At 72.7% G+C, this 13,591-nt stretch carries 9 protein-coding genes; 1 reads left to right on the top strand and 8 read right to left on the bottom strand.

Features of this window, described 5'->3' with window-relative positions; genetic code table 11:
- Positions 1-129: 129 nt before the first annotated feature.
- Positions 130-1,608: a glutamate synthase subunit beta gene (locus Pta02_RS22270; RefSeq protein WP_203876830.1), complete on the bottom strand. Its 1,479-nt coding sequence runs from the start codon at positions 1,606-1,608 to the stop codon at positions 130-132.
- Positions 1,609-1,622: 14 nt separating this feature from the next.
- The gene (gltB, locus tag Pta02_RS22265) at positions 1,623-6,149 is read right to left on the bottom strand and encodes a glutamate synthase large subunit (RefSeq protein WP_203876829.1); all 4,527 of its coding nucleotides are present in this window, start codon (positions 6,147-6,149) and stop codon (positions 1,623-1,625) included.
- 204 nt (positions 6,150-6,353) lie between these two features.
- Here gltB and Pta02_RS22260 point away from each other — a divergent pair, with 204 nt between their 5' ends.
- A complete protein-coding gene (locus Pta02_RS22260; RefSeq protein ID WP_203876828.1) occupies positions 6,354-8,027 on the top strand; it encodes a bis-aminopropyl spermidine synthase family protein in 1,674 nt (557 codons plus the stop codon).
- A 21-nt stretch (positions 8,028-8,048) separates the two neighbouring features.
- Here the strand turns inward: Pta02_RS22260 and Pta02_RS22255 are convergent, their stop codons facing one another.
- The 6 genes from Pta02_RS22255 to Pta02_RS22230 all read right to left on the bottom strand — a co-directional run bounded on the left by Pta02_RS22255 (position 8,049) and on the right by Pta02_RS22230 (position 13,453).
- The gene (locus tag Pta02_RS22255) at positions 8,049-8,666 is read right to left on the bottom strand and encodes a hypothetical protein (protein WP_203876827.1); all 618 of its coding nucleotides are present in this window, start codon (positions 8,664-8,666) and stop codon (positions 8,049-8,051) included.
- 189 nt (positions 8,667-8,855) lie between these two features.
- A complete protein-coding gene (locus Pta02_RS22250) occupies positions 8,856-9,953 on the bottom strand; it encodes a proline-rich domain-containing protein (protein ID WP_203876826.1) in 1,098 nt (365 codons plus the stop codon).
- Positions 9,950-10,669 (bottom strand): VIT1/CCC1 transporter family protein, encoded by a 720-nt coding sequence (locus tag Pta02_RS22245; RefSeq protein WP_203876825.1) that lies wholly within the window; start codon positions 10,667-10,669, stop codon positions 9,950-9,952. The genes Pta02_RS22250 and Pta02_RS22245 overlap by 4 nt, the downstream gene beginning before the upstream one ends.
- Entirely contained in the window at positions 10,666-12,012 is a 1,347-nt protein-coding gene (gene lgt / locus Pta02_RS42195; protein ID WP_373872409.1) for a prolipoprotein diacylglyceryl transferase, read from the bottom strand. The genes Pta02_RS22245 and lgt overlap by 4 nt, the downstream gene beginning before the upstream one ends.
- Positions 12,013-12,125: 113 nt before the next feature.
- Complete coding sequence (locus Pta02_RS22235) at positions 12,126-12,881, bottom strand: DsbA family protein (protein ID WP_203876824.1); 756 nt, start codon at positions 12,879-12,881, stop codon at positions 12,126-12,128.
- Positions 12,881-13,453, bottom strand: a complete 573-nt coding sequence (locus tag Pta02_RS22230) for a MauE/DoxX family redox-associated membrane protein (protein WP_239131141.1) — start codon at positions 13,451-13,453, stop codon at positions 12,881-12,883. Before Pta02_RS22230 ends, Pta02_RS22235 begins: the two co-directional genes overlap by 1 nt.
- Positions 13,454-13,591 lie beyond the last annotated feature (138 nt).

The following is a 13,591-nucleotide window of genomic DNA, read 5'->3' as shown; positions in this document are numbered from 1 at the left end:
GGCCGTCCCCTCGGGAAACGCGAGAACCCGTCCCCGCGCTCCCTCGCCGGACGGCGGGATGGAGCGTGGGGACGGGTTCGGCGAGCCGGAAGCCGAGGTCCGGGGTCCGGCGGAGGGGACCCCGGGACGTCAGACCAGCGGACGGGCGGTCGGCGGGATCGCCACCGGCAGGGCGCTCTGCCCGGTGAGGTAGCGGTCGGCCGCCGCGGCGGCCGAGCGGCCCTCGGCGATCGCCCAGACGATCAGCGACTGGCCGCGGCCCATGTCACCGGCGACGAAGACGCCCTCCACCTTCGACTGGTAGCCCTTGTCGCGGGCGACGTTGCCGCGGGCGTCGTAGAAGTCCTCGCCGCCCTCGGCGGCCAGGTCCTGCAGCAGCGCGCCCTTCTCCGGGCCGAGGAAGCCCATCGACAGGGTGACCAGCTCGGCCGGGATCTCCCGCTCGGTGCCGGGGATCGGCTTGAAACCGTTCTGCGGGCCCTCGACCTCGACCAGGCGCAGCGCCCGGACGTTGCCGTCGGCGTCGCCGACGAACTCGGTGGTGGAGACCGCGTAGACCCGGTCGCCGCCGCCGTCGGCCAGTTCCTCGTGGGCGCTCTCCGTCTTGAACAGGATGGGGAACGTGGGCCACGGCTGGCTGCCGGGGCGGGAGGCCGGGGGCTGCGGCATGATCTCCAGCTGGGTCACCGAGGCGGCGCCCTGGCGGATGGCGGTGCCGATGCAGTCGGCGCCGGTGTCGCCGCCGCCGATCACGACCACGTGCTTGCCCTGGGCCGAGATCGGGGACTCGGCGAAGTCGCCCTCCTGGACCTTGTTGGCCGGGGGGAGGTACTCCATCGCCTGGTGGACGCCCGCCAGGTCGCGCCCGGCGACGGGCAGGTCCCGCCACTGGGTGGCGCCACCGGCCAGCACGACGGCGTCGAACTCCTCGCGCAGCTGGGCGGCGGTGACGTCCACGCCGACGTTGACGCCGGTGCGGAACTCGGTGCCCTCGGCCCGCATCTGCTCGAGCCGGCGGTCGATGTGCCGCTTCTCCATCTTGAACTCGGGGATGCCGTAGCGCAGCAGGCCGCCGATGCGGTCGGCCCGCTCGAAGACCACCACGTCGTGCCCGGCGCGGGTGAGCTGCTGGGCGGCGGCCAGGCCCGCGGGGCCCGAGCCGACGACCGCCACGCGCCTGCCGGTCCTGGAGGCCGGGATCTGCGGGGTGACCCAGCCCTCGTCGAAGGCGCGGTCGATGATCTCGACCTCGACCCGCTTGATGGCGACGGGGTCGGAGTTGATGCCGAGGACGCACGCCGCCTCACACGGAGCCGGGCACAGGCGGCCGGTGAACTCCGGGAAGTTGTTGGTGGCGTGCAGCCGCTCGATCGCCTCGCGCCAGTCGTCGCGGTAGACCAGGTCGTTCCACTCGGGGATGAGGTTCCCGAGCGGGCAGCCGTTGTGGCAGAACGGGATGCCGCAGTCCATGCAGCGGGACGCCTGCTTGGTCAGCTTCGGGGCGGGGAAGTCCTCGTAGACCTCCCGCCAGTCGCGGATGCGGACGTCCACCGGGCGGCGCGCCGGCAGCTCGCGCCCGTGGTTCAGGAAACCCTTCGGGTCAGCCATCGGTGTTACCTCCCTTATCCCTGGACCGCAGCGGTCATGACCGCCTCGTCGATGTCCCGGCCTTCGAGCCGCGCGGCCTCGGCGGCCCGCAGAACCCGCTTGTAGTCGGTCGGCATGATCTTGCTGAAGCGGGCCGGGTCCCAGTCGGCGAGCAGGCGCTTGGCGACCGTGGAGCCGGTCTCGGCCAGGTGCGTCTCGACGATCTCCCGGAGCCCCTCGGCGTCGGCCTCGCTCAGCGTCTCGATCTCGACCATCTCGCGGTTGACCCGCGCCGGGTCGAGGTCGAGCAGGTAGGCGACGCCGCCGGACATGCCGGCCGCGAAGTTGCGGCCGGTGGGGCCGAGGACGACGACCTTGCCGCCGGTCATGTACTCGCAGCCGTGGTCGCCGACGCCCTCGACGACCGCGGTGGCGCCGGAGTTGCGGACGCAGAAGCGCTCGCCCATGACGCCGCGGACGAACACCTCGCCGGAGGTGGCGCCGTACAGGGCGACGTTTCCGGCGATGATGTGGCCGTCGAGCGGGGCCGCGTCGTGCGGCTGGACGGTGATCCGGCCGCCGGACAGGCCCTTGCCGAGATAGTCGTTGGCGTCGCCGGTCAGGCGCAGCGTGATGCCCTTGGGCACGAAGGCGCCGAAGGAGTTGCCCGCAGAACCGGTGAAGCGCACGTCGATGGTGTTGTCGGGCAGGCCGGCTCCGCCGTACCGCTTGGTCACCTCGTGGCCGAGCATGGTGCCGACCGTGCGGTTGACGTTGCGGATGGGCAGGTCCAGCGTGACCCGGCGGCCCTCGTTGAGGGCGCCCTCGGCGAGCTGGATCAGGGTGTTGTCCAGCGCCGCGGCCAGGCCGTGGTCCTGCTCGACCGTACGGCGCAGCGCCGCGCTCTCGGGCAGTTCGGGCCGGTGCAGGATGGGCGACAGGTCCAGGCCCGCGGCCTTCCAGTGGTCCTCGGCCGAGGCGGTGTCGAGCAGCTCGGCGTGGCCGATGGCCTCGTCCAGGGAGCGGAAGCCCAGCTGGGCGAGGTACTCGCGCACCTCCTCGGCGATGAACTCGAAGAAGTTGACCACGAACTCGGGCTTGCCGCCGAAGCGCTTGCGCAGCTCGGGATTCTGGGTGGCGACGCCGACCGGGCAGGTGTCCAGGTGGCACACGCGCATCATGATGCAGCCGGAGACGACCAGCGGAGCGGTGGCGAAGCCGTACTCCTCGGCGCCGAGCAGGGCGGCGATGACGACGTCGCGGCCGGTCTTGAGCTGGCCGTCGACCTGGACGACGATGCGGTCGCGCAGGCCGTTGAGCAGCAGCGTCTGCTGGGTCTCGGCCAGGCCGAGCTCCCAGGGGGCGCCGGCGTGCTTGAGGGAGGTCAGCGGGGAGGCGCCGGTGCCGCCGTCGTGGCCGGAGATGAGCACGACGTCGGCGTGGGCCTTGCTGACGCCCGCCGCGACCGTGCCGACGCCGACCTCGGCCACGAGCTTGACGTGCACGCGGGCGACCGGGTTGGCGTTCTTCAGGTCGTGGATGAGCTGGGCGAGGTCCTCGATGGAGTAGATGTCGTGGTGCGGCGGCGGCGAGATGAGGCCGACGCCGGGGGTGGAGTGCCGGGTCTTGGCCACCCACGGGTAGACCTTGTGGCCGGGCAGCTGGCCGCCCTCGCCGGGCTTGGCGCCCTGGGCCATCTTGATCTGCACGTCGTCGGCGTTGACGAGGTACTCGCTGGTGACGCCGAAGCGGCCGGAGGCCACCTGCTTGATGGCCGAGCGGCGAGCCGGGTCGTAGAGGCGCTCGGGGTCCTCGCCGCCCTCACCGGTGTTGGACTTGCCGCCCAGCCGGTTCATGGCGATGGCGAGGGTCTCGTGGGCCTCCCGGGAGATGGAGCCGTAGGACATGGCTCCGGTGGAGAACCGCTTGACGATCTCGCTGACCGGCTCGACCTCGTCGACCGGGATCGGCGGGCGCAGGCCCTCGCGCAGGCGGAACAGGCCGCGCAGCGTCATCAGCTTCTCCGCCTGGGAGTCCACGAGGTTCGTGTACTCCTTGAAGATCTCGTAGCGGCGGGTGCGGGTGGCGTGCTGCAGCTTGAAGACGGTCTCGGGGTTGAACAGGTGGGGCTCGCCCTCGCGGCGCCACTGGTACTCGCCGCCGACCTCCAGGCGGCGGTGGGCGTTGCCGGCGCGCGGGTAGGCGCGGCGGTGCCGCTCGGCGGTCTCGCGCGCCAGGACGTCGAAGCCGACGCCGCCCAGGCGGGAGGTGGTCCCGGCGAAGCAGGCGTCGACGACCTCCTGGCCGAGTCCGAGCGCCTCGAAGATCTGCGCGCCGGTGTAGGAGGCGACCGTGGACACCCCCATCTTGGACATGACCTTCAGGACGCCCTTGCCGTACGCCTTGATGAGGTTGCGCACGGCCTTGTGCCGGTCGACGGCCAGGGCGCCGGAGTCGACGAGGTCCTGGACGGTCTCGATGGCGAGGTAGGGGTTGACCGCGCCGGCGCCGTAGCCGACGAGCAGCGCCATGTGGTGGCACTCGCGGGCGTCGCCGGCCTCGATGACCAGGCCGACGCGGGTGCGGGTCTTCTCGGCGATGAGGTGGTGGTGGACCGCGCCGGTCAGCAGCAGCGACGGGATGGGGGCGAGCGTCTCGGTGGAGCCGCGGTCGGACAGCACGATGATGCGCGCGCCGTCGCCGATGGCCTGGGAGACCTCGGTGCGGATCTCCTCCAGGCGGCGCAGCAGGGCCTCGCCGCCGCCGGAGACCTCGTACAGGCCGGAGACGACGTGCGGCTGGAAGCCGGGCAGGGCGCCCTCGTCGTTGATGTGGATGATCTTGGCGAGCTCGTCGTTGTCGATCACCGGGTACGGCAGGACCAGCTGGCGGCAGGAGGCCGGGCCCGGGTCGAGCAGGTTGCCCTCGGGGCCGAGGGTGCTGGCCAGGGAGGTGACCAGTTCCTCGCGGATGGCGTCCAGCGGCGGGTTGGTGACCTGGGCGAACAGCTGGCTGAAGTAGTCGAACAGCAGCCGGGGCTTCTCGCTGAGCACGGCGACGGGGGTGTCGGTGCCCATCGAGCCGATCGGCTCGGCGCCGGTCTTGGCCATCGGGGCCAGGATGATGCGCAGCTCTTCCTCGGTGTAGCCGAAGGTCTGCTGACGCTTGACGAGCGCCTCGCGGGTGTCGCCCTCGACGCCGTCGGGCTGCACGCCGCGGGTGCGGGCGGGCAGTTCCTCGAAGCGGACCAGCCCGGCGTGCAGCCACTCCTCGTAGGGGAGTTCGGCGGCGAGCTCGGACTTGATCTCGTCGTCCTCGATGATCTTTCCGCGGGCGGTGTCGATCAGGAACATCCGGCCGGGCTGCAGGCGGCCCTTGCGGACCACGCGCTCGGGGGCGATGTCCAGGACGCCGGCCTCGGAGCCGAGGACGACCAGACCGTCGTCGGTGACCCAGAAGCGGCCCGGACGCAGGCCGTTGCGGTCCAGGACGGCGCCGACGAGGGTGCCGTCGGAGAAGGTGATCGAGGCGGGGCCGTCCCAGGCCTCCATCAGGGAGGCGTGGAACTCGTAGAAGGCCCGCCGCGCGGGGTCCATCTCGGTGTGGTTCTCCCACGCCTCGGGGATCATCATCAGCACGGCGTGCGGCAGCGAGCGGCCGGCGAGGTGGAGCAGCTCCAGCGCCTCGTCGAAGGAGCCGGTGTCGGAGCTGTCGGGGTCGCAGATCGGGAACAGCCGCGACAGGTCGCCGGGGATGTTCGCGGTGGCGAGCATGGCCTCGCGGGCGCGCATCCAGTTGCGGTTGCCCTTGACCGTGTTGATCTCACCGTTGTGGGCGATGTAGCGGTAGGGGTGCGCCAGCGGCCACGACGGGAAGGTGTTGGTGGAGAAGCGCGAGTGGACCAGCGCGATCGCGGTCTCGTAACGCTCGTCGCTCAGGTCGGGGAAGAACGGCTCGACCTGGCCGGGGGTCAGCATGCCCTTGTAGACGATCGTCCGCGACGACAGCGAGGGGAAGTAGACGTCCGCCTCGTGCTCGGCCCGCTTGCGCAGGCAGAAGGCCAGCCGGTCCAGCGCCAGGCCGGACTCGCCGTCCGGGGAGGAGACGAACAGCTGGCGGAAGAACGGCATCACGGCGCGGGCGCTCGGGCCGGGCAGGTCGCGGGTGACCGGCAGGTCGCGCCAGCCCAGGACGGTCAGGCCCTCCTCGGCGGCGATCTCCTCGATCATCCGCTCGGCGGTGGCGCGGGCCTCGGGGTCGATCGGCAGGAAGCCCATGCCGGCGGCGTAGTGGCCGGCGGCGGGCAGCTCGAAGGACACGGCCGCGCGCAGGAAGCTGTCGGGAATCTGCGTCAGGATGCCGGCACCGTCACCGGTGTCCGGTTCGCTACCCTGGGCCCCCCGGTGGTCAAGGTTGCACAGCGCCGTCAGGGCCTTCGTGACGATGTCGTGGCTGCGTCGTCCGGCCACGTCGGCGACCATGGCGACACCGCAGGCGTCATGCTCGTGCGAAGGGTGATAGAGGCCCTGGGGCTCGGGAAAGCCGAGGCGGGCAGCAGGCATTGAATCCCTCCCGTCGTCTTCTGCTTTGGCTTGGCAAGCGAAGGGACGACGTTGGCCCTGCTGCGTGGTGTGTAGACATTACCGTACCCTGCCGGAAAGCTGCCTACCCGGTCCACATAGCGACCATTTCACACCGCTTCCAGCGATTTGGCCAACGAGTGGTGAGGAGCGGTTATTCCGGGGCGGACCTTTAGGGTTGGGCCCATGAACGGCATCGATGAGCTGCTCGAACGGGCGGGCGTGGACGGCAGGCGGTTGCGGACGGCGCTGGCCCTGCTCGGCGGCGGACGGTGGTGGACGCTGGCCGAGCTCGTACGGGAGACCGCGACCTCGCGGCGGGCGATCGAGGCCCTGCTGCGGGCGGTCGAACTGGAGCGCTCCGGCGACCGCTTCCGGCTCCGCGAGCCGCTGCCCGGCCTGGGCACCGGCGCCCCGGGCCCGGCCGACCCGGTCGCGCACCTGCTCGACGGGCACGGCGAGCTGCTCGCCCGGATGGAGGAGCTGATCGCCAAGGCTCCGCGCGGGCGGCAGGCCCTCGACCACGTGGCCGCCACCGCCGACACGGTGGTACGGCGGGCGCTGCTGATGGAGGCCCGGTTCTGGCTGCCCGGGGCCCGGGTATTGTGCGTCGGCGACCACGACCTGACCTCGCTGGCCACGGCGATGCTGCAGCCGCGCGCCGAGGTGGCCGTGGTGGACATCGACGAGCGCATCCTGGCCTACATCGCCGAGCAGGCCGACCGGTTCGGGCTGAACATCCGCACCCGCTGGACCGACCTGCGCCTGGGCCTGCCCCCCTCGGTCCGGGGCTGGGCCGACCTGGCCGTCACCGACCCGCCGTACACCCCGGAGGGCATCGGCCTGTTCGCCGCCCGCGCGGTGGAGGGGCTCGGCGACCGCGAGCGGGGGCGGATCCTGCTGGCGTACGGCGCCGGCGAGCACACCCCGGCGCTGGCGTTGAAGGTCCAGCACGCGCTGTCGGCGCTCAATCTGGTCAACGAGGCGATCTATCCGGACTTCAACCGCTATTTCGGCGCCGAAGCCATCGGCTCTGCCGCCGACCTGTACATCCTGCGCCCCACCACCAAAACCTGGCCCGCCGTCGCCGCCCGCGTCGACGCCCTCAGCACCGCCATCTACACCCACGGCCCCCAATCCATCGAATCCCACCCCACCCGGGAAACCCCGGTCGCGTCCCACCCCGCCTCCGGCGCCCCGGGGACGCCCTCCCCCGGCTCGGGCACGTCCCACCCCGCCGCCGGGACGGGCTCTTCCGCGCCCGAGGCGGGAGAGGGGTCCGAGGCCGGGGCCGAGGGGGTGTTCCGGCCGGCGGTGCTGGTGGGTGAGTGGCCGCGGGACGTGCTGCCGAAGGTGCCGCGGGCGCGGCTGACGACCTGGCTCGCCAAGCCGTACGCCGGTGATCCCGCCGACGTCGCGGTGGCCGTACCGGCCGGGCTGGAGGCCGTGCTGCCCCGGCTGCTCCTGGCCGCCCGGGCCCGCCGTGTCCGGGTCACCCTCGCCGCCCCGCCGAAGGACCTGCCCACCGCGCTCCTGGCCTCCGTCTACGACCTCACCGTCACCGGCTCGACGATCCATGCCGTACGGCGGCCGCTTCCCGCGGCGGACGGGGAGCGCCTCCTGCGCCGCGTCCTCGACAACGCCCACGGCAAGATCGCCAACACCTGGCGCGAGGCCCTCATCAAGGCGCGCGACGGCCTGACCAAGAAGCAGGCACGGGCGATCGTCGCTCAGACGGCCCCCTGGAGCGAGGACGTCACCGTCCTGGAACTGCCCGCCCACCGCCTGGCCGAGCTCCCCGCCGCCGTGGCCCGGTCCCTGTCCGCCCCGGCCGAGCCCCCGGCCGAGCCCTCCTCCTGACGGGCCGGGCCCTCACCGCCGTCAGATCAGGCGTTTCTGGATCACCAGGGTGAGGCCGTCGACGGCCAGTTGCGGGTAGGTCAGGTCCACGTGTGCCGCGGCGCCCACGGGGGCGACCCAGCTCACGGTGGCGTAGTGGCCCAGCGCCCGGGCGTAGGCCCAGCTCCGCGAGCCGTCGAAGGCCTCGGGGGTGCCGGGCGCGGGCCGTACGAAACCGCCGTCCTTCAGGGCGGTCACGAGCCTGTCGGCGGCGGTCGAGTCGGCCAGGTTGAAGATGAGGAACTGGCCGGAGATCCGCCCGTCCGGGGTCGCGTAGTGGGCGCGGAGCGCCTGGGTGCATCCGGCGACGGCGCTCTGCGCGCTCCCCCACACGGCCTCGGCGCAGTCGGTCAGGGCCTCGGTGCCCTTCCTGTCCAGCGTGACCCCGCCCGAGGTGACCGTGTCGCCGGGGAAGATCTCCCCGACCGTCAGCGGCTCGGGGTCGAGCGCGCGGGTGGCGATCGGGGCGTAGTGGCCGGTGGTCGCCTCGGTGTGGAGGACGGCCGCGCGCGGGCTGTCCTCACCCTGCGCCGCCGACCACCACAACGCCGCCGCCCCTGCGGCCACGAGCACGGCGACGACGGCGATCCACTTGCGCATGGGCACCGAGCTTACCTGGGCCGGCGCCCGGACCGGCGGCGATCCGCCGGGTGCGGGGCCATGACCGCGACACCTCGCTCGAAGGCCGGGGCCACGACCGCGGCACCTCAATCGGAGTCCGGGCCCATGACCGCGGCGCCCCACCCGGGGGGAGCGGGCCGTCCTCGGGCGACCGGAGGCGATGCCGTCCTACGAGGTCGGCGCGGAGGTGGGCGTGGCCGTGACGACGCGGCGGAACACACCCTTCTCCGCGCCCCTGACGGTCAGCGCCAGCGAGATGAAGTCGTCCTGGGCGGTGGGCTCGGCGCCGTCGGCCCGTCCGATCCAGACCAGACCGGCGTAGTGCCCCATGGCGTGCCCGCTGCCCTCGGTGTATCCGCCCGCGGGGAAGGCCTCGGGGTTCAGCGCCAGCGGCCAGCCGCCCCGGTGCAGGGTTTTCAGGGAGGTCGTCAGCGCGTCGGCGGAGGCGACGTCGCGCAGGTTGAACAGGGTGTACTGGGCGACGTAGCGGCCGTCGGCGCTGACGTACAGGCCGCGGGCCGCCTGCAGGCACCCGGCCTGGGTGAGCCGCTGGGCGAGCGCCTGGCCCCACACCGCCGTCGAGCAGCCGGTGTCGAGCGCGCTGTCGGTCAGCTTCAGCGTGATCCGCCCCTCCTTCAGGGTCTTCTCGCCGAAGACCTCCTTCAGGGTCAGCGGTTTGGAGTTGTCGGCCCGGCGCGCGATCGGCGCGAACACCTTCGAGGAGACCCAGCCCTGGTAGGAGTCGGGCCGGGGCTGGGTGCCGACGGCCGAGGTGGCGTCCTGCTCCGGCACGTAGTCGCTGCCGATCATCGAGACCACGAACATGAACGCGGCCAGGGCCAGCACCAGCCCGGCCGCCGAACCGCCGTACACGACGAGTTTCTGCTGGCGCCGGCTCAGACCCCGCGCGCCCAGCCAGGAGACGTTCCAGTCGTCCGTCTCCGCCTGGGCCCGCCGCTCCCGCTGCCTGGCGGGACGGCGCTCCCGCGTGGCGGTGGCCCGCCGTTCCTGCCCACCGGCCTGGGCGGGGTGCTGCACCCGGGGCCCGGCCTGCGGGGACCCCTCCCAGGTCCCGCCCTGTGAGGACCGCTCCCACAGTTCCTCCTGGGCGGGACGCCGCTCCCTGGGCCCGCCCTGGGTGGTCCGCTCCCGCGGTCCGGGAGGGACCGGGCGCACGGCCGGCCCGGCCGTCGTGGGGGCGGGGTGCTCCTGCGGCCGGGGGGAGGTACGGCGGCGCTTGCGGGGAGGACGCGGGGGGGTGGTCACAGGCTGATCCCTCCCAGGAGGTTGCCCAGGGCGAAGGTCAGTGCGGCGGCGACCGCGCCCACGACGAGCTGGCGCAGCCCGCTGTACCACCAGTTGCGCGCGGTCACCCTGGACACCAGCGCGCCCGCGCCGAACAGCGCCAGGCAGGACAGCACCGCCGAGGTCACCAGGCTGGTGACCCCCAGAAGGTAGGGCAGGAGCGGCAGAAGCGCTCCCACGGCGAAGGACAGGAACGAGGAGACCGCGGCGGTGCGCGGCGAGGGCAGGTCGCCGGGGGTGACGCCGAGCTCCGCCCGGGCGTGCACCTCCAGCGCCTTCCCCGGGTTGCGGGAGATCTGCCGGGCGACCTCGGCGGCGAGGCCGGGCTCGACGCCCTGCGCCTGGTACATCTGCGCGAGCTCCTGCTCCTCGGACTCGGGGTGACGCTGCAGCTCGCGCCGCTCGACGTCGATCTCGGCGAGGGCGAGCTCCCGCTGGCTGGCCACCGAGACGTATTCGCCCCCGGCCATGGAGAACGCGCCCGCCGCCAGCCCGGCCACCCCGGCCAGGGCGATGACCTTGGTGTCCTCGGTGCCGCCGGCCACGCCCGCGATCAGGGCGAAGTTGGAGACGAGCCCGTCCATCGCGCCGAACACCGACGGCCGCAGCCAGCCGCCGTTGACATCACGGTGCTCGTGATGGATCTCGGCGCGTTCCCCCGAACCGCCCTCGCTCACGATGTGCCTTTCTCACCCTCTGCGGTCGCGTTCGCCCGCTGGGGGGTCTTGCCCTTCTCACCGGCGGGCGCGGACGGGGCTTCGGCGGGGGCCGCACCCTGCCCCTCGGCCTCGTCGGCCTGGTCGGCCGGGTGCGCGGGGTCGGCCGGGTCGGTGGGGTCCGCGGCCGTCTCGGACGCGGAGTCCGCCGCGGCGGCGCTCACCCCGGCCGCGGGTTCAGCCTCAGCCGGCGCCGTCTCGTCCGATGCCGTCTCGTCCGCCGCGCTCTCCGCGCTCTCGTCCGGCGTCGTCCCGTCCGCCACGGGCTCACCCGGTGCCGCCTCAACCGAGGCGGGCTCAGCCGGAGCGGACTCCTCCGGCGCCGTCTCACCCGTCTCCGCCGTGGCCGTCTTCTCCCCGACGGGCTCGCCGCCGTCCCCGTCCCCGTCCCCGTCCGCGGCCCCGGCGTCGGCCTGGTCGGCCGGGTGCGCGGGGTCGACGGGGTCGTCGTCGGCTGCCGCGCCGGTCGACGCGGCAGCCGTACCGGCCGGCTCGGAGGAGGATCCGGCCGCGGAGGACCCGGCGGCGACGCCCGCGCCGACGAGTGCCTTCTCGTTCTCGTCCTCGGGCACGGTGCCGAGCGACTCCTCGTCGGTCCTGTCGCGGTTCAGCCAGAAGTAGGCGAGCGCGCCGACCAGCAGGATGATCGAGGTCCACTGGTTGAGCCGCAGGCCCAGGATGTGGTGGGCGGTGTCGACGCGCAGCCCCTCGATCCAGAAGCGGCCGACGGTGTAACCGGCGACGTAGAGCGCGAACAGCCGGCCGTGGCGCAGCGCGAACTTGCGGCCCGCCCAGACCAGCACGAGGGCCAGGCCCAGGTCCCAGATCGACTCGTACAGGAACGTGGGGTGGTAGGTGTCCTCGCCCGGGATCGTGCCCGGCCGGTCGGGGTCGATCTCCAGACCCCACGGCAGGTCGGTCGGGCTGCCGAACAGCTCCTGGTTGAAGTAGTTGCCCCAGCGCCCGATGGCCTGGGCCACCGCGATGCCGGGGGCGACGGTGTCGGCCACCGCGGTCAGGGAGATCCCCCGGGTCCGGCAGCCGATCCACACGCCCACGGCCCCCAGCGCGATGGCGCCCCAGATGCCCAGCCCGCCGTTCCAGATGTACAGCGCCTCGATCGGCCGGTTGGGCGCGTCGGCGGCGAAGTAGAGCTGCCAGTCGGTGATGACGTGGTAGAGGCGGCCGCCGATCAGGCCGAACGGCACGGCCCAGACGGCGAGGTCCACGATGGTGCCCGGGGCGCCGCCCCGGGCACGCCAGCGGCGCTCGCCGATGACGACGGCGACGACGACACCGAGCACGATGCAAAGCGCGTAGGCCCGGATGGGGACTACGCCGAACAGATGCCAGACCCCTTGGGAAGGGCTGGGAATCGAGGCGAGGGGCATGTCAGGTGACGTTACCGTGTCGGCGGCTACTTGGCGGCATCAAGCACCGCTTGACGCAGCGCCGACGGGTTGAAAGCCGTCTCCTGCTCCACGTCGGTGCCGTCGAGCTTCAGCGTCGGGGTGCCCTGGATCTGCGCGGCCTTCAGCGTCTGGTCGCTCTGGGTGAGGTGGGCGTCGGCGTGCTGCTGGTTGCGCACGCACGTCTCGAAGCCCGGGTCGGTGACCCCGGCCTCCTTGCCCCAGGCGATCAGGTCGTCGACCGCGAAGCCCTCGGCGCCCTCCGTCGGCTGCTCCCTGTAGAGCCTGTCGTGGAAGGTCATCCACGCCGGCCCGGCGGGCACGCAGCGGGCCGCGGCCGCTCCCCGGACGGAGTTGGCGTGGATGACGCCGGTCTCCTTGCCGAAGATCGTGACGGTGTGGAAGACCACCTTGGCCCTGCCCTCGGCCGCCAGGTTCTTCAGAGTGGCGCCGTTGACCTCCTCCAGCGACTTGCACGCCGGGCACTGGAAGTCCTCGTAGACGTCGATGACCGGCTTTTCCACGCCCGCCTTGGCCATCACGATCGAGCCGTCGGCGGCCCGGGTGATCGGCGCGAGCGCCGCGGTCGCCTGCTCGGACTCGCTGCTGCGGGCGGCGAACCACCAGCCGGCCCCGATCGCGACGATCGCGACGACCGCCACCGTGACGATGGTGGCGATGCGCTTGCGCTGCTCCTGTCTGCGCTCCACCTCGCGTTGCGCCTTCATCCGCTCGCGGGCCGAGTCTCGCGCGGCCTTGCCCATCAGTCGCTCTCCTTCACCACGGGCTCCTCGTCGTCGCCCTCAAGATCATCATCGTATGGCCCGGGGTCCCGTCCGGGGGTCAGCCCGAGGACCGAGTCGAGCGCGAACCGTCCCGGCGGGAACCAGGCGATGATCACACCGAGCGCGAACAGACCGAAGTCCCGCAGGATGTCGATGAGATAGCTGGGCTCCTCCCCCGCCGGGAGCTGACCGCCGCCGCCGAAGCAGCCGCAGTCGATCCGCAGGCCCCGCGCCCAGGCGGAGGCGATGCCGATGACGAACGCCAGCATGAGCAGGGCGGAGACGACGCCCGCGGCCCGGGTGAGCAGGCCCACGACCAGCAGCACGCCGACGACGATCTCCATGATCGGCAGGCCGTAGCCCACCGCCGTGGCGACCGACTCGGGCAGCAGCTGGTAGGCCTTGACCGCCTGCACCGACAGGACCGGAGTCGCGATCTTCCCCCAGCCGGCGACGATCAGCACGCCCGCCAGCACCAGCCGCGAGACGGTCGTCACCCAGGGCAGCGCCGTACGGATCACGCGCCGCCGCCGCAGGCCGGTTCGTCGCAAGTCACGAGCACCATCGTCTCCCATTCCCTGTCCCGTGGTCGCGGCAGCCCCCGCGGATGGGCAGAGTATCTGAGGGAAACCTCATCATGGGCTGGATAAGTGCCGAATAAGCCGGCCCGCGGACGGGAACCCCCTGCC

Source organism: Paraplanobispora takensis, from assembly GCF_016863195.1.
Classification (GTDB): domain Bacteria; phylum Actinomycetota; class Actinomycetes; order Streptosporangiales; family Streptosporangiaceae; genus Planobispora; species Planobispora takensis.
Note: the sequence above shows the minus strand (reverse complement) of the source record. Positions and strands in the feature narration are given on the sequence as shown.